Source organism: Allomesorhizobium camelthorni, from assembly GCF_011045125.1.
Taxonomy (GTDB): domain Bacteria; phylum Pseudomonadota; class Alphaproteobacteria; order Rhizobiales; family Rhizobiaceae; genus Allomesorhizobium; species Allomesorhizobium camelthorni.
This window is the reverse complement of sequence record NZ_JAAKZF010000002.1, coordinates 122,875-138,608: the sequence shown is the minus strand read 5'-3', so window position 1 is coordinate 138,608 and position 15,734 is coordinate 122,875. Positions and strand designations below refer to the sequence as shown.

Below are 15,734 nucleotides of genomic sequence, written 5' to 3'. Positions count from 1 at the left end.
AGTGCGAACCGTTCAAGCGGCTGTGGCGAAGGCAAGCTCAGCCCTTGCCCAGAAGCGCAAGCAGCTTTTCCGCGTCGGCAGGCGCCGCGCTCTTCACGTCATTGTCGAAGAAGCACCACACGTCGCGGCCTTCTCGAAGCCACTTCCGCATGTGCTTCGCCCAGCCCTTGAGCGCGGCGCCGGAATAGGTGCCATGATAGTGGCCGCTCGATCCGTGATTGCGGACATAGACCCAGTCCGCCGTCACCTCCGGGGGCGCGGGAGCAGACGCGTGATCAGACAGACAGAGCGAGACGTTATGGTCCCGTAGGAGATCGAAGATCGAAGCGTCGTACCAGCTCGCATGGCGGAACTCGAAGCAGTAGCGGCGCGAGCGCTTCAGCCTCTTCAGGAATGCCGCCAGGCGTTCCCGGTCGGCGCGCATCTGCGGCGGAAGCTGGAAGAGAACGGGTCCGGCCTTGTGCCGAAGCAGGTCGACGCGATCGTAGAGCAGCTTCAGCGATTCGTCTTCGACGAGAAGCTTCTTGAAATGGGTGAGGAAGCGCGAAGCTTTCCAGGTGAAGCGGAAATCGTCCGGCGTCGCGTCGAACCAGCCCTGCACCGCCTTCGGCGTCGGCGTCCGGTAGAACGGCGCGTTCAGTTCGGTGGCGCCGAAGCGGGAGGCATAGTAGCTGAGCGCATCTTTCTTCGCGACCTCTTCCGGATAGAACGGCCCCCACCAGTCCGCATAGTGCCAGCCCGACGTCCCGACGCGCAACTCGCCGGCACGGCTATCCCTCCCCTTCTTCCTGGCCTTGTCCATCGACGGTGAACGCGGCGGCCGACGATTGGTGGCAGGCGCGGCCCTAAGAACATGCGGTCAATTTCGCTTCCCTTCCGGCATGTCGCTTCCCTCGCGCTAGTGGTCGCCGCCTCCGCAATGATGACTGGACCGTCGGTCCATTATGCCGGCCAAATTCCGCATTGCCACGAGGAAGTCCATGACCGCTGCCCTTCACTCTGCCGAACAGGCGCCCGTCGGCCGCGCCCGCCACGGCGGACGCGCCGGCAAGCGCGCCAGCGGGTCGGCCGCCTTCGAGCAGGCGCCTTTCCGGCAACTGAAAATCCCGTTCGCGCCGACAAGGCTGGTTTCCGACGATGAACTGGAATCCATCCACGTCGCATCGCTGCGTGTGCTGAGGGATATCGGTGTCGACGTGCTGCATGACGGGGCGCGCAAGATCATGAAAGAGCATGGCGCAGTTGTACGTGAGGGTGTTGAGCGGGTTCATTTCGACAGCGACATGATCCTCGAACTGATCGCACACGCCCCTTCGGAATTTACCGTCCATGCGCGCAACCCGGCGCACAATGTGCGCTTCGGCGGCAACAACGTGACCATTGCAATGATGGCTTCCGCGCCGAATTGCTCGGACATCGACAGCGGCAGGCGGCCGGGAAATCAGGCCGACTATCGGAATTTCCTGCGGCTGGCGCAGATGCACAACATCATCCACTGCATGGGCGGCTATCCGGTGGAGCCGATCGACATCCACCCTTCGGTGCGCCATCTCGAATGCGTCCGTGACCTCGCGACGCTGACCGACAAGGCGTTCCACATCTATTCGCTGGGCAAGGAGCGCAATGTCGATGGCATCGAGATCGCCCGCATCGCCCGGGGCATCTCCCGCGAACAGATGCTCGACGAGCCCTCGGTCTTCACCGTCATCAACACCAATTCGCCGCTGAAGCTCGACGTGCCGATGATGGAAGGCATCATCCAGATGTCCTCGGCGGGCCAGGTCGTGGTTGTCACGCCGTTTACGCTCTCCGGCGCCATGGCGCCCGTGACGATCGCCGGCGCGCTGGTGCAGCAGAATGCCGAGGCGCTCGCGGGCATCGCGTTTTCGCAGATGGTGCGGAAGGGCGCTCCGGTCGCCTATGGCGGCTTCACCTCCAATGTCGACATGAAATCGGGCGCACCTGCCTTCGGCACGCCGGAATACATGAAGGCACAATTGATCGGTGGCCAGCTCGCCCGCCGCTACAACATCCCCTACCGCACCTCGAACACCTGCGCCGCCAACACTGTCGACGCGCAGGCGGCCTATGAGAGCGTGTTCTCGCTGTGGGGCGCGATCCAGGGCGGCGGCAATCTGATGATGCACGCCGCAGGCTGGCTCGAAGGCGGGCTGCGCTGCTCCTACGAGAAGACCATTCTTGACATCGACATGCTGCAGATGATCGCCGAGTTCCTCACGCCGCTCGATCTCTCCGATGACGCGCTCGGCTTCGAGGCGATCCGCGACGTCGGCCCGGGCGGGCATTTCTTCGGCACCCAGCATACGCAGGATCGCTACAAGACCGCGTTCTATTCGCCGATCGTTTCCGACTGGCGCAATTTCGAGACCTGGGCGGAAGCCGGCAGCCCGACGGCCTTCGAAAAAGCCAACCGCGTCTGGAAAGAGCGGCTGGCGACTTACGAAAAACCCTACATGGACCCGGCAATCGCCGAGGAACTGGACGCATTTGTCGAAAAGCGCCGGCTCGAAGGCGGCGCCCCGACTGATTTTTGAGGTTTGAATGAAGATGAAGCCCATCAACGCTCCCGATGCACCGCAACCCCTTGGCGGCTATGTGCAGGCGATGGAAGTGACCGGCGCGACGCGCACGCTCTATATCAGCGGACAGATTCCCGAGACGGTGAACGGCAGCGTGCCCGAACGCTTCGAGGACCAGGCGCGCCTCGTCTGGCAAAACGTCATCGCGCAGTTGCATGCCGCCGGCATGACGCTCGACAATCTGGTCAAGGTCACGATCTTCCTCTCCGACAGACAGTACATCGCCGATTACCGCAAAGTCAGGCAGGAGGTGCTTCAAGGCAGGCAGATCGGGCTGACAACGATCATCACCGGCATCTTCGACGAAAAATGGCTGCTGGAGATCGAAGCTATCGCCGCCGCCTGACGCGCCCAATTTCCTTAATCGATTTACGCACAAACGGACGCAATTTCATGAAATCCCACGCAAAAGCGGTTGTCATCGGCGGCGGCGTCGTCGGCGCTTCGGTTCTCTTCCATCTGGCCAGGGCCGGCTGGAAGGACGTCATGCTGATCGAGCGCTCCGAACTGACATCCGGTTCGTCCTGGCATGCCGCGGGCGGCTTCCACACGCTGAACGGCGATCCCAACGTCGCCAAGCTCCAGGCCTACACGGTGCAGCTCTACAAGGAGCTGGAAGAGATTTCCGGCCAGTCCTGCGGCCTGCATTTAACCGGCGGCGTGATGATGGCCGACACGCCCGAGCGCATGGACTTCCTGCGCCTGACCCACGCCAAGGGCCGCTATCTCGGCATGGAGACCGAACTGATCACGCCGTCCGAGGCCAAGGCGATGTTCCCGCTGATGGACGAGACGAATTTCGTCGGCGCCATGTGGGATCCGGTCGAAGGCCATCTCGACCCGTCGGGCACCACTCACGCCTATGCCAAGGCGGCGAAGAAGCTCGGCGCGGAAATCGTGCTGCGCAACCGTGTCGTGGAGCTTACACAGGAGGTTGACGGCACCTGGAACGTTGTGACCGAGCAGGGCACCGTGAAGGCCGAGCATGTCGTCAATTGCGGCGGCCTGTGGGCGCGCGAGATCGGCCGTATGGCCGGTCTTGAACTGCCGGTGCTCGCCATGGAGCACATGTACCTCCTGACCGAGCCGATGCCCGAGGTCGAGGAATTCAACCGCTCCACCGGCCGCGAGATGATCGGCGTCATCGATTTCAAGGGCGAGATCTACACCCGCCAGGAGCGCAACGGAATCCTGCTCGGCACCTATGAGAAGGCCGCCAAGCCGTGGTCGCCGGTGGAGACGCCGTGGAGCTTCGGCCACGAATTGCTGCCGCCGGATTTGGACCGCATCGCGCCGTCGCTGGAAGTCGGCTTCCGCCATTTTCCGGGCATCGAGAAGGCCGGCATCAAGCAGATCATCAACGGCCCCTTCACCTTCGCGCCGGACGGCAATCCGCTGGTCGGCCCCGTGCAGGGCCTGACCAATTACTGGACTGCCTGCGCGGTCATGGCAGGCTTTTCGCAAGGCGGCGGCGTCGGCCTGGCGCTGTCCAACTGGATGGTGCATGGCGATCCCGGCTTTGACGTCTGGGGCATGGACGTCGCCCGCTTTGGCGAATGGGCGACGCTTCGCTACACCAACGCAAAAGTCCGCGAAAACTATTCGCGTCGTTTTTCGATCCGCTTTCCCAACGAGGAATTGCCGGCCGCCAGGCCGGCGCAGACGACGCCGCTCTACGATACGATGGCGGCCAACAACGCGATCATGGGTGATTCCTGGGGTCTCGAAACGCCCCTCTGGTTCGCGCCGAAGGGCACGGAGCCGAAGGACATCGTCTCGTTCCATCGCTCCAACGATTTCGAGCACATCGGCAATGAAGTGCGCGCGACGCGCGAGCGGGTCGGCGTCACCGAGATCGCCAACTTTGCGAAATACGAGGTCTCGGGACCGGGCGCCGAGGATTTCCTCAACCGGCTCATGACCAACCGCATGCCGAAAGTGGGGCGCATCGTGCTGACGCCGATGCTGAATGAGTTCGGCAAGCTGATCGGCGACTTCACCATCGCGAAGGCGGCCGAAGAGCGCTTCATGATTTTTGGTTCTTCCGCCGCGCAGAAATACCACATGCGCTGGTTCGAACGGCACCTGCCGAAGGACGGCTCGGTCCGGCTGCATCGCTTCGACCAGACGCTGGTCGGCCTGTCGATCGCCGGCCCGCGCTCGCGCGACCTCTTGGCCAAGCTGGTCGATGCCGACGTCTCGAACAAGGCGTTCCGCTTCATGGACTTCCGCGAGATGGCGGTCGGCGGCGCGCCCTGCATGGTAAACCGCGTCACCTATACCGGTGATCTCGGCTACGAAATATGGATGGCGCCGGCCTACCAGCGGCTGGTCTATGCGGCGATCAAGCAGGCTGGCCAGGAATTCGGCATCGCCGATTTCGGCATGCGCGCGCTCTTGTCGATGCGGCTCGAGAAGAACTTTCCGACATGGTTCCGCGAGCTGCGGCCAATCTACGGCGTCTTCGAAGGTTCGATGGATCGCTTCATCAAGCTGGACAAGAACGATTTCATCGGCCGCGAACAGGCGGCCAGGGAGCAGGCGGAAGGCCCGAAGCTGCGCCGCGTATCATTCGTGGTCGATGCTATCGACGCCGATGTGATGGGCGACGAGCCGATCTGGGCGAAGGTGTCGACCGACTATGGCACGATTGAAAAGCCGCACGGCTTCGGCGCGCCGCGTTTCGATGGCGCGGGCAAGGAAGTACGCGGTTCGATGGTCGCCAACGGCAATGATTCTTCCGGCATTCGCGGCATCGTCGATGGCGAATGGCGGGTGGTCGGCTGGGTCACGTCCGGTGGCTACGCGCACTATGTCCAGAAGTCCATGGCGCAGGGCTATGTGCCGTCAGCCCTCGCCGAAAACGAGAATGAGGGCCTGTTTGAGATCGAGATCCTCGGGCGTCGCCGCCCCGCCCGCATCAATATTGCGCCGCCCTTCGATCCGGGCGGCGAAAAGATGCGGACGTAGGCGCATTACCTCTCACAAAGTCCGAGCGACATGGAAAATGCTCCCAAAAGCACCTTCGGCCGCCACCGCAAGATCATGCCGTTCGATGCGGCAGCGCTCGATGTGTTGCAGACGCAATCCCGGCAAAAGGCCGCCGCCCTGAACCAGCATATTCTCGGCTATGGCGCCCTGGCCGAAACCGAATGGGCGGCTGCGGGCATACCAGCCCCTGACCTGCCAGCCATGCGAAAATACCGCTTGGAGCGTATCCGCGCCGAGTTACGACGGCGCGACTATGCGGGCGTCCTGCTCTACGATCCGATCAATATCCGCTATGTCACGGACGCGACCAACATGCAGGTCTGGGTGACGCACAACGCCACCCGCTACTGTTTCGTCGCCACGGATGGCCCGATCATCCTCTTCGACTATCACCATTGCGAGCATCTCTCCGATCACGCGGGCGTAGTGGACGAGGTCCGGCCCTCCGTCTCCTGGATCTATTTCTACGGTGGCGAGCTCGTGCCCAGACGCGTTGAACGCTGGGCATTGGGGATCGTCGACCTTTTGGCCGAGCACGGCGGCGGCAACCGGCGGCTTGCGGTCGATCACATCGACGCCGAACCGGTGGCAGAACTCGCGCGGCATGGCATATCCGTCCACAATGGCGAGCAGATCATGGAACGCGCCCGCATGATCAAATCGCCGGACGAGCTTCTGGGCATGCGCCGCTCGATCGCCGCCTGCGAGGCAGCAATGGCAGAAATGGAGTCCGCGCTGAAGCCGGGAATCTCCGAAAACGAACTATGGGCGGAACTGCATCGCGGCAACATTGTGCGCGGCGGCGAGTGGATTGAAACTCGGCTTCTGTCGTCCGGCCCGCGCACCAACCCATGGTTCCAGGAGTGCTCGTCGCGCATTATCGAGGATGGCGATCTCGTATCATTCGACACCGATCTCATCGGTCCCTACGGATTTTGCGCCGACATCTCGCGCACCTGGCTCTGTGGCGACGGCGCTCCGTCCGACGAGCAGCGCGACCTCTACCGCATCGCCGCCGACCAGATCGCCGCCAACCGCGAACTGCTGAGGCCGGGCGTGACGCTGAAAGAACTGTCAGACACCGCGCGGCATCCGCCCGAGGACTGCATGCCAAACCGCTATGGCTCGCTCTATCATGGCGTCGGCCTGGCGGACGAGTATCCAGGTGTCCCACACCGCGTCGACTGGAAGGAGGACACGCCCGACGACGTTCTTCTGCCCGGCATGGTGCTGTGCGTCGAAAGCTATATCGGCCGGCTTGGCGGGCGCGAGGGCGTCAAGATCGAGGAGCAGGTTCTCATCACCGAAACCGGCCCCGAGCAGCTTTCGCGCTATCCGCTCGATGCAAGGCTCATGGCCGGCTGAGCGACGCTGGCCAACGCGGCCCGAAGTCTTGCCAGGAGATCGCCGGACACGTGTGCCGCGGTGATGTAGGGCAGGCCCTTGCGCTTTTTCGTCCAGCCGACGACCCGAACGTCCTTTGCGGCACGCTCGAAGCGCAAGGCCATAGCCCAGGTTCGGCAATCAATTGCGCAGACATCTGCCCGGCCCTCGGTGACAGCGACGATCGAATCGCGATGGCCTCCCGTCTCGACCCGTTCGGAAAAGAGGTTGGTGGTCGCGCCCATGGCCTCCAGATCACGGCTCAAGGCGATGATGCCCGACATGGAATCCGGACTGTTGAAAGCCAAACGCCGGCTGCGCAGGAGATCGAGCGGAATGTTAGCGCAGCCTTCGGCCGGAGCCGAGGCGTGCTTATGTCCTTCGCCGCGTCGCATCAGGATCGCGCTCGAATACAACTCGCCCTGCCCGCCTTCGAACCCGTCATAGCTCGGCTGCCCGATAACCTGCACATGGCGCGACAGCCCCTGCTCCATCGGCCCCCAGCAGGTCTGGGCAAAGAGCAATTGCGGGTGCAGCCAGACGGTACGAAAATCCAGTTCGTCGGGGGGCAGACTTGCCGGGTCCGGCGTCAGGATTGCGCCGTCCAGGCTCCGGATGCCACCCGGCATGGCCGGCAGATCGGCATTGCGGCGAACCAGCCTTTCAGGTGCATCCACGCCTGCGACGCGAAACGCATCGCGCAGCCGCGCCCATTCGGCATCGGTTTCGGCCCGGCTTTCGGGCCAGTCATACATCGGCAAGGCGGCTATGAATTCGCTCATGCGCGCATATCGACTGCTGAATTGCAGAGATGCAAGCGGTTGCCCATTTATTCCTTCGGTGGCTCGGCCGGCACTGGAACGGTGCCAAGGCCATGCACGGAGCGGCCGCGAACGCGCGGCTTGAAGGCGCGACCGGCTTCGGGCGCGCGGCGCAGCATCGGATGAACCACCGGCTCCTTGGCGCGGAAGGCGAACTCCTTTATCAGCGCCAGATAATTCGGGAACACGTACCCCCTGTTCATCGCAATCCATTCGTCGCGGCGTTCGGCAAACAGCTTCGGCAGCCGATACCACGCGACCGTCGGGCTCTTGTGATGAACCAGATGCAAATTGTTGTTGAGAAACAAGAATGCCAACGGCGATTTTTCGACGATGATCGTGCGCCCGTCCGGACGCTCCGACCATTGGTGTTCGGCGAAGGTGCGCACCGAAATCAGGGACTGACCGAGCCAGACCGGGATCAGAACGTAGAGCCAGAGCGGGATGGCGAAGACGAAAACGATAATCGGAAGCACGATCGCCAGACCCGCGGCATGCAGCAGCCATGCCTTGCGCACTGCCCGGTCGCCGTCCGCGATCAGCTTTGCTTCGGCGAGCAGGAAACCTGCCGTGCCGAGCACCGGTCCGAGCACGAACCGGCCGGCCATCGTGTTGTTCACGGCGAGCAGCATCTTCAGCGCCTCGGGCAGTTCCTTGTGTTGCCAGAAGGCGCGATAGTAGCTTTCGGGATCGTCGAACGGATCGGTCAGGCTCTCGTCCGCATGGTGGCGCAGATGCAGCGCCCGGAAACGCCGGAACGGATAGACCAGCCCGATCGGCAGGCCGACCAGCGCTTCGTTGATCCAGAGTTTTCGGGTCGGGTGGCCGTGCGCGGCTTCATGCATCAAGGACGACTGCATTGCCAGAAGCACGCCAAGCACCAAAAGGGAGACGACTGGATAGGCCGGCCACAAGACGAACGCCGCCCCCGCCCAGGAAGCATAGGTTGCAGCGATCAACCCCACCGTAGGCCATTCAATGGCCGGCGCCCCGCTTCGCCGCTTGCCTGTCGTTCTTGTCATGCTCTCGACCACCGCCCCCAGTCGCCGGAGTGCAAATCACTCCTGACACGAAATTGTCAGCAGTCCCGGCTGACTTCAACGAGACAATGCGCACATAATGTTGATATTGCGCATCTTTGACAGCAGATGTTATGTGTAGTCAACAAAATGGTGGATTTTCATTTCGCATGGCGCGCGATCTTGCCTCTGCGCAAGGAAAATTTAACCCGATCGGGAGGTAAAAATGGATAAGCGCGATTTGTCAGGAGTGTTTCGCGACCGCCTCAAAATCCTTCTGCAGCGCGCGGGGATCAATCAGTCCGCTTTCGCGGAATCGGTCGGCATCGACCGCTCGGCGCTGTCGCAACTGCTTTCCGGCGCTACCACCCGCCTTCCCCGCGCCGAGACGCTGCTGACGATCGCGGCCGAGCACCGCGTTTCGCTCGACTGGCTGATGGGTCTCAGCCAGGACGAAGCGCTCACCGGCGAAATCCGCGCCAGCCTCGAAATCGAGGAAGCCCATGGCGGCTTCGACCGGACCTTGCTGGCCAAGTGGCACGGCGAGGCCGCGGGCACCAAGATCCGCTATGTGCCGGCCGGCATCCCCGATCTCCTGCGCACCGAGGCGTTGATCGGCTACGAATCGGATATTTCCAATAGAAACCGGGAAGCTCAAGCCGACGAAACGCAATACCGTATCGATTACAACCGCCGGCCAGAGACCGATATGGAGGTCTGCATGCCGCGGCACACTCTGGAGATCTTCGCCCGAGGGCTCGGCGTGTGGGACGGATTTCCCGAGGCGGCAAGGCGCGAACAGTTGGAGCACATGGCGATCTTGCTCGATGACCTTTACCCCACCTTCCGCCTTTTCCTCTACGACGGACGCATGCGCTATTCCGTGCCCTACACGATCTTCGGGCCCTACCGCGCAGCGATCTATGCTGGCGACATGTACATCGTGCTGAACGCCACCCAGCCGGTCCGGGCGCTGACCAGGCATTTCGATGACTTGATCCGCGCCGCCGAAATCAATGCGCACGAGGCGGCGGCGTTCGCCCGAAATCTCTCGAAAACGGCGCTTTCAGCAGCATAGGCGAGCACGCTCTCCATTGACTAGACATAAAGACTTGTTTATATCGTTATCCTTCTGGAAGTACTCAAAGGCGATTTCACCATGACCAATCCGATCGACGCGCTGCTGGCCGAAAAAGGCGTCCTGCTCGCGGATGGCGCGACGGGCACCAATCTGTTCGGCATGGGCTTGGAAGCCGGCGAAGCGCCGGAACTCTGGAACGAGACCGCTCCCGAAAAGATCACGGCGCTGCACCAGAATTTCGTCGATGCCGGCGCCGACATCATCCTCACCAATTCGTTCGGCGGCACGCGCCACCGGCTGAAACTGCACAACGCGCAAGACCGTGTGCACGAACTGAACAAGCGCGCGGCGGAAATCGCACGCGCCGTCGCTGACAAGGCCGGGCGCAAGGTCATCGTCGCGGGCTCCGTCGGCCCGACCGGCGAACTGCTCCAGCCGCTTGGCGCGATGACCTATGACGAGGCGGTCGACGCCTTTTCCGAGCAGATCAGGGGACTGAAGGAAGGCGGCGCGGAAATCGCGTGGATCGAGACGATGTCCGCGCCGGACGAGGCCAAGGCGGCCGCGCAGGCGGCGATCGACGCCGGCATGCCCTATACCTACACGGTTTCGTTCGACACCGCCGGCCGCTCGATGATGGGGCTCGCGCCGAAGGACATTCATGGCGTCGCCGAAGGGCTTCCCGAAAAGCCGGTCGCGGTCGGCGCCAATTGCGGCGTCGGCGCGTCCGACATCCTGTCCTCGCTGCTGGATATGACCGGCGCGAAGCCGGAGGCGACGGTTATCGTCAAGGGCAATTGCGGCATCCCGGAATTTCGCGGCACCGAAATCCATTATTCCGGCACGCCGGAACTGATGGCCGACTATGTCAGGCTGGCGGTCGATGGCGGCGCAAAGATCGTCGGCGGCTGCTGCGGCACCTCGTTCCAGCATCTGGCCGCGATGCGCCATGCGCTCGACGCGCACCGGAAGTCGGCCCGCCCCACTATCGAAACGATCATCGAGCGCATCGGACCGCTGCGTAACAAGACCGCCGACAAGAGCGGCGGCACCGGCGAGACCGCAGACGCCCGCCGCGAGCGCCGTCGGGCGCGGGCCTGATACCGGTCCGGACTCGGGTTCCTCCTCGTTAGCCACGGCGCACCGCTTCGCTGAGCACGCGGTGGTAGTGCTGTTCGCGTTCTTCCAGCCATGCGTAAGCCTGCGGCCAGCTTGCAGGATCGGTGACAGGGTGCGGCAGGTTGCTGAGGTAGCAGCAGCCCTCATAGCCGCGCAGGCTGGCATCCAAAGCCAGGCCGAGATCGGGTTCATAGGCGGACAGGCGGTTCGCCGTGGTCGCAAAGCGTTCCCCGCGCTGTCCCCGGACGAAGAGGCCGACGCTTCGATTGGTCAGGTACAGCGAGAGGACGAGATCGTCGGCCACCCGGCGCCAACGCGAATAGAGGCTGCCATGTTCGATCCGGGCGTCCTTCCGGCGGGCTATGTAGCCGTTCCAGAAGGTCTTGATCTCGGCAGCGGATATCGAGCGCAGCCCGGTCCGCGCGATATCCCATTCGTCAAGGACGCGGTTCGCCATGGATTTTCCTCTTCGTTTGATCGTGACCGGTACTCAAACTCGGAAGGCCCTTTTTTCGCCAGTTCATCCGTAATTTCTCCTGTATGCCCAGGCCAGAGAATATCACGAGGCCCATATGGGTGGACAAAATCGCGACTCCGCATGAAAGGCCGGCGCGGACAAACGTCCTCGCCGGCCTGCCTCGCCCGCCCATCGGCCGGTTCCTCGTATCAGAAGGACGCCGTCTGAACGGAACCGGCCGTCATCACCGCTACCGCTTGCCGCTGTCCAGCGCCGAGGCGAGGCGCACCAGCGAGAGGAATTCCGACCTGTAGCCATAAGGATCGGCTCCACGTGCGGCGGCGGCGATTTCGATGATCCTGTCGTATCCAAGCTTTTCCGTCTGGTCGGCGTTGCGCAGCTTTTGGCCGAACGCCGCGACCGCGACCGAGAAACGCTGGTCGTCGCTGGCGGCGGCAAGCGACGGCGCCTCGTTGGCTGCCGTCACCGGCGTCGTGATCAGCTTCGACACGTCGCCGTCCGGCAGCTTGTAGCGGATCTTCACGAAGGCATATTCCCCGGCGTTTTGGGCGCCTGACGAATGGTTGGCCGTGGCAGAGCCGTAGCGCAGATCGTCGATCATCACCGCCGGGCTGCCCTTCGGCGTGATTTCGTAGATCGCAGTCACGGAATGGCCGGAGCCGATCTCTCCGGCGTCGATGCGGTCATTGTTGAAATCCTCGCGTTTCAAGGCGCGGGTTTCGTAGCCGATCAGCCTGTATTCCGAGACTTTTTCCGGATTGAACTCGACCTGGATTTTCACGTCCTTGGCGATCGGAAACAGCGTCGAGGAGGCATCCTGAACGAGCACTTTTTCCGCTTCGGCGAGCGTGTCGATATAGGCTGCCGTGCCGTTGCCGTTCTGGGCGATGGTCTGCATCATCTGGTCGTTCAGATTGCCGCGGCCGAAGCCGAATACCGAAAGAAATACGCCGCTTTCGCGCTTTTCCTCGATCAGCCGCTTCAGTTCGTCATCGTCGCTCTGGCCAACATTGAAGTCGCCGTCGGTCGCCAGCATGACGCGGTTGACGCCTCCCTCGACAAAGGAACTTTCGGCGAGCCGGTAGGCTTCCCTGATGCCCGCCTCGCCTGCCGTCGAGCCGCCGGGCGTCAGCGTATCGATCGCCTGAAGGATCTTGTCGCGTTCGGCCGCCCTGGTCGGCTCCAGCACCGTTCCGGCAGCACCCGCATAGGTGACGATGGAGACTGTGTCGTCGGGCCGAAGCGTGCCGACCAGAAGCCGGAAGGCCGACCGCAGCAGCGGCAGCTTGTCCTGTTCGTTCATCGAGCCGGAAACGTCAATCAGGAAGACCAGACTGGCCCTGGGCTGCTCGGCCGGCTTCACGTCAAAACCCTTGATCGCGACGTGCATCAGCCTGGTGTGGTCGTTCCACGGCGTCGGCATGATCGTGACCGTCGGGTTGAACGGCGTTTCGGCGGTTTCCGGGCTTTTCCAGTCATAGGGGAAATAGTTGATCATCTCCTCGACGCGGACCGTGTCCGGCTGCGGCAGGACGCCTTCCTTCAGCGAACGCCGGACGAAGGAATAGGACGCGGTGTCGACGTCGACGGAGAAGGTCGAGACTGGGGTTTCCAGCGCGGAGCGGACCGGATTGGTCTCGAATTCCTGGACGCGGTCATTGGAATCCTCCATCGGCATGATTGCGTCGGACGGCGCTTGCGCCATCTGGTCGGCCATCGATCTGGAGCCGCCGGCAAAGCCGACCGCGCCGCCGACGGGGGCGACGCTCTCGGCCGCAGGCGCCATCGCAGCAGCGGGCGCGGATTGCGGGGCTGGTTGCGGCTCGGCCGCAAGATTGCGGCGTGCGGCGTCGGCCTCGCGCTTCTTCAGCGGCGCCTGAAGCCGCTGCTGCGGCGCCTCGGCCACTTCCCGATCCGTGCCGAACATGAAGGGCGAATCCGGCCGACCCATCAGATAGAATGTGGCGTAGCCGGCGACCGGCAGCGCGACCAGCGTCGCCAGCGCCGGTGCTGCATAGAGCTTCTTCTGCATCATCCCACTCCAGAGTTGTTGTATCCGGTCGGTGAGACGACGACCCGGCCGCGATCCTTGGGCCGGGGCGGAAGAATTCTCGAGGTCGTAGGCGCGGAGCGCTGCTTGAAGCGCGCGCGATTTCGCGTCACTGCCCGGAGGCGGCGCGGAAATCGTCCGCAGCATGTCGAGTTCGTCGTTCGCCATGGTCACACTTCCCCGGCCGAGCGCGTGAGCAGCTTCAGCCGTTTCTTCGCTTCATGGATGTGCCAGGAAACCGTTGCCTCCGCGCAGGCCATCGCATCGGCCGCCGCCGCGTGGCTGAGCCCTTCGCCATAGACCAGAAGCACCGCGTCGCGCTGCTTGTCGGGCAGTTCGCGCACCGCCGCCCAGAGCCGCTCAGCCTGGCCGTCGGGCTCCGGGATCGCTTCGCCGCCGATCAGCATATGGACGCCGAAGGCCTGCACCTTCACAGTCTCGCGGGCGCTTTTGCGCATCATGTCGCGGGCGGCGTTCAGCGTCAGGGCGTAGAGCCATGTCGTGAACGCGGCCCCGCCGCGGTAGGAGCGGATCGTCCGGCCGAGACGCGCGCAGACTTCCTGCGCAATGTCTTCGGCGTCGGCCCTGCGGCCGCACCAGCGGTAGGCGACGCGATAGACGAAATCATAGTGCCGTTCGACCAATCGGCCGAAAGCCGCCCTGTCGCCGTCCCCTGCCCGCCCGATCAGTTCCTGGTCGGAGGCTTCTTCGCTTTGTTCCAGCATCATCGCCATCATCGCATGGTGGACGAAACGATTGCGGCGTTCCTTGGGGTGGCGGGACGAATTATTTTGAGGGCATTCCGTCCGGTCCAAATACCTCTCCGTTACCACGCCCGCTTTCGCGTCTGGTCATTGGGGAAAAGGTCGGGAAGCGGGGCGCGAGGCCAACGCCTTCCTAATTTTTATACGTGGCGCGAACTCCGCGCCCCGCCGGTGATTTTTCAGCCCCCCGTTTCCCAGCCTGCGGACCTGCCGACATGCGTCGGTGGTTTGCCGTGCCAGCGCGAGCGATATACGGCGTCTCGTGCCCGTCTTAGCGGACAGTCGTGGAAACTCTGGACGACCTTCCGCTTCCGCGGCCACGTTAGCCGCTTCCCCGGAACACCGGTTCCTCCCCGCAAATCACCGTCATGACCGGCGTTCCCGCAGGAGAAACTGCCGGGGATTATGCGGGCAAAGCAGGTGATGATGGACAAAAGTCGACGAAAGATTCTTCAAGAATCTTTCATCCCTTTGATCCGTAAGGCGGATTTCTTTGATCGGGCCGGAATGGGGGTGGATTCTATCCACGCAGGCCGGCCGTCAAAGGCCGGCGAACGCGGCCATGTGGAAGGCCTGCACATCGATGGGATAGCGGTATTCCGTTCCGTAGGGGCAGGCGATGCGGTCAAGGCAGCCACCGTCGCGGCACGGCGTTCCATCGGGGCCGCGGACATGCGACAGGCAGGCTTCATGGGCAAAGCCGGACGCGGAATGTGCGCCTACCGGACAGGCATTCAGGCAAGGTTTTCCGACACATAGATCGCAAAGATGAATCGGAATCTCAGGCGGCGGGATGGCAAGCTCGGTCCCGAACAGCAGCGCGCCGCGATAGGCGTGCCAGAGGCCGTATTGCGGATGCATGAGGATGCCGAGCGGCGAAGGCTTCAGCCCCTCGGCGCGTATCGCCCATTGCTGGAACGGCAAATATGGTTTGTCGGATGGCGAGATCGCTCGCGCGCCGAACTCTCGCGCCACCTCGCCGATGATTTGGCGCGACCACGTGTCGAGCGGGTTTTCCGGGACTCCCGGCTGAGTTTCGCGCCAGCGCGAAAAATACGGCCACGGCGCACTGCCGGCTTGGCCGACGAGGAGGACGGATTTTGCGGGAGCGCCGGAGGAGCCGGGCGGGGCGGATTCGTCGGCGCCGAAATTGAAACCGCCGCGCAGAATGAAACCTTGGATGGAGAGGGCGGCGGAAATCCGCTGAGATAGATCGCCACCATCTGTCATAGCGGCCGGGGCACCCTACGTTGCCCCCCTCTGTCCTGCCGGACATCTCCCCCACAAGGGGGGAGATTGGCAGTTCGGACGTTGGTGCATCGTCTGAGGCATGGACGATTGGCGAAAGTGGAGAAGACGGTTGATCTCCCCCCTTGTGGGGGAGATGTCCGGCAGGACAGAGGGGGGCGCTGTCCCGCCAACCCCACC

13 protein-coding genes are annotated in these 15,734 nt (G+C 63.1%); 6 read left to right on the top strand and 7 right to left on the bottom strand.

The features are described 5' to 3' along the window. Window positions 1–37 precede the first annotated feature (37 nt). The gene (locus G6N73_RS03090; protein ID WP_165023220.1) at window positions 38–802 is read right to left on the bottom strand and encodes a DUF72 domain-containing protein; all 765 of its coding nucleotides are present in this window, start codon (window positions 800–802) and stop codon (window positions 38–40) included. Window positions 803–980: 178 nt separating this feature from the next. Between G6N73_RS03090 and G6N73_RS03085 the strand changes: the two genes are divergently transcribed. The 4 genes from G6N73_RS03085 to G6N73_RS03070 are packed head-to-tail and all read left to right on the top strand — an operon-like array spanning window position 981 to window position 6,956. Then, the gene (locus G6N73_RS03085) at window positions 981–2,555 is read left to right on the top strand and encodes a trimethylamine methyltransferase family protein (RefSeq protein WP_165023216.1); all 1,575 of its coding nucleotides are present in this window, start codon (window positions 981–983) and stop codon (window positions 2,553–2,555) included. A 7-nt stretch (window positions 2,556–2,562) separates the two neighbouring features. Further along, window positions 2,563–2,946, top strand: coding sequence for a RidA family protein (locus G6N73_RS03080; RefSeq protein ID WP_165023213.1), 384 nt, complete (start codon window positions 2,563–2,565; stop codon window positions 2,944–2,946). A 47-nt stretch (window positions 2,947–2,993) separates the two neighbouring features. Further along, on the top strand, window positions 2,994–5,570 hold the full coding sequence (locus G6N73_RS03075; protein WP_165023210.1) for a GcvT family protein: 2,577 nt from the start codon (window positions 2,994–2,996) through the stop codon (window positions 5,568–5,570). 30 nt (window positions 5,571–5,600) lie between these two features. Further along, on the top strand, window positions 5,601–6,956 hold the full coding sequence (locus G6N73_RS03070; RefSeq protein ID WP_165023208.1) for a M24 family metallopeptidase: 1,356 nt from the start codon (window positions 5,601–5,603) through the stop codon (window positions 6,954–6,956). Here the strand turns inward: G6N73_RS03070 and G6N73_RS03065 are convergent. Together G6N73_RS03065 and G6N73_RS03060 are read right to left on the bottom strand one after the other, a co-directional pair. Further along, entirely contained in the window at window positions 6,923–7,756 is an 834-nt protein-coding gene (locus G6N73_RS03065) for a phosphate/phosphite/phosphonate ABC transporter substrate-binding protein (RefSeq protein WP_165023205.1), read from the bottom strand. The two genes, G6N73_RS03070 and G6N73_RS03065, sit on opposite strands and share 34 nt — an antisense overlap. A 47-nt stretch (window positions 7,757–7,803) precedes the next feature. Next, window positions 7,804–8,817: a fatty acid desaturase gene (locus G6N73_RS03060; RefSeq protein ID WP_165023202.1), complete on the bottom strand. Its 1,014-nt coding sequence runs from the start codon at window positions 8,815–8,817 to the stop codon at window positions 7,804–7,806. A gap of 223 nt (window positions 8,818–9,040) precedes the next feature. Between G6N73_RS03060 and G6N73_RS03055 the strand changes: the two genes are divergently transcribed. Together G6N73_RS03055 and bmt are read left to right on the top strand one after the other, a co-directional pair. After that, window positions 9,041–9,892 (top strand): helix-turn-helix domain-containing protein, encoded by an 852-nt coding sequence (locus G6N73_RS03055; protein ID WP_165023200.1) that lies wholly within the window; start codon window positions 9,041–9,043, stop codon window positions 9,890–9,892. A gap of 81 nt (window positions 9,893–9,973) precedes the next feature. Beyond that, the gene (gene bmt, locus G6N73_RS03050) at window positions 9,974–10,996 is read left to right on the top strand and encodes a betaine--homocysteine S-methyltransferase (protein ID WP_165023197.1); all 1,023 of its coding nucleotides are present in this window, start codon (window positions 9,974–9,976) and stop codon (window positions 10,994–10,996) included. A gap of 28 nt (window positions 10,997–11,024) precedes the next feature. On the opposite strand, the gene G6N73_RS03045 is transcribed toward bmt, so the two are convergent. The 4 genes from G6N73_RS03045 to G6N73_RS03030 form a co-directional block, all read right to left on the bottom strand. Beyond that, complete coding sequence (locus G6N73_RS03045) at window positions 11,025–11,471, bottom strand: hypothetical protein (protein WP_165023194.1); 447 nt, start codon at window positions 11,469–11,471, stop codon at window positions 11,025–11,027. Between the two features lie 250 nt (window positions 11,472–11,721). Next, on the bottom strand, window positions 11,722–13,710 hold the full coding sequence (locus tag G6N73_RS03040; protein WP_165023191.1) for a vWA domain-containing protein: 1,989 nt from the start codon (window positions 13,708–13,710) through the stop codon (window positions 11,722–11,724). Between the two features lie 2 nt (window positions 13,711–13,712). Beyond that, window positions 13,713–14,276, bottom strand: coding sequence for an RNA polymerase sigma factor (locus G6N73_RS03035; RefSeq protein ID WP_165023597.1), 564 nt, complete (start codon window positions 14,274–14,276; stop codon window positions 13,713–13,715). Window positions 14,277–14,846: 570 nt separating this feature from the next. After that, the gene (locus G6N73_RS03030) at window positions 14,847–15,536 is read right to left on the bottom strand and encodes a hypothetical protein (RefSeq protein ID WP_165023188.1); all 690 of its coding nucleotides are present in this window, start codon (window positions 15,534–15,536) and stop codon (window positions 14,847–14,849) included. Between the last annotated feature and the right edge of the window lie 198 nt (window positions 15,537–15,734).

Bases quoted from the DNA above. Each gene is read 5' to 3' on its own strand.
- G6N73_RS03075 (WP_165023210.1), top strand. From the start codon at position 2,994: ATGAAATCCCACGCAAAAGCGGTTGTCATCGGCGGCGGCGTCGTCGGC.
- G6N73_RS03030 (WP_165023188.1), bottom strand. From the start codon at position 15,536: ATGACAGATGGTGGCGATCTATCTCAGCGGATTTCCGCCGCCCTCTCC.
- G6N73_RS03090 (WP_165023220.1), bottom strand. From the start codon at position 802: ATGGACAAGGCCAGGAAGAAGGGGAGGGATAGCCGTGCCGGCGAGTTG.
- G6N73_RS03060 (WP_165023202.1), bottom strand. From the start codon at position 8,817: ATGACAAGAACGACAGGCAAGCGGCGAAGCGGGGCGCCGGCCATTGAA.
- G6N73_RS03055 (WP_165023200.1), top strand. From the start codon at position 9,041: ATGGATAAGCGCGATTTGTCAGGAGTGTTTCGCGACCGCCTCAAAATC.
- G6N73_RS03040 (WP_165023191.1), bottom strand. From the start codon at position 13,710: ATGGCGAACGACGAACTCGACATGCTGCGGACGATTTCCGCGCCGCCT.
- G6N73_RS03070 (WP_165023208.1), top strand. From the start codon at position 5,601: ATGGAAAATGCTCCCAAAAGCACCTTCGGCCGCCACCGCAAGATCATG.
- G6N73_RS03065 (WP_165023205.1), bottom strand. From the start codon at position 7,756: ATGAGCGAATTCATAGCCGCCTTGCCGATGTATGACTGGCCCGAAAGC.
- bmt (WP_165023197.1), top strand. From the start codon at position 9,974: ATGACCAATCCGATCGACGCGCTGCTGGCCGAAAAAGGCGTCCTGCTC.
- G6N73_RS03035 (WP_165023597.1), bottom strand. From the start codon at position 14,276: ATGGCGATGATGCTGGAACAAAGCGAAGAAGCCTCCGACCAGGAACTG.
- G6N73_RS03080 (WP_165023213.1), top strand. From the start codon at position 2,563: ATGAAGATGAAGCCCATCAACGCTCCCGATGCACCGCAACCCCTTGGC.
- G6N73_RS03085 (WP_165023216.1), top strand. From the start codon at position 981: ATGACCGCTGCCCTTCACTCTGCCGAACAGGCGCCCGTCGGCCGCGCC.
- G6N73_RS03045 (WP_165023194.1), bottom strand. From the start codon at position 11,471: ATGGCGAACCGCGTCCTTGACGAATGGGATATCGCGCGGACCGGGCTG.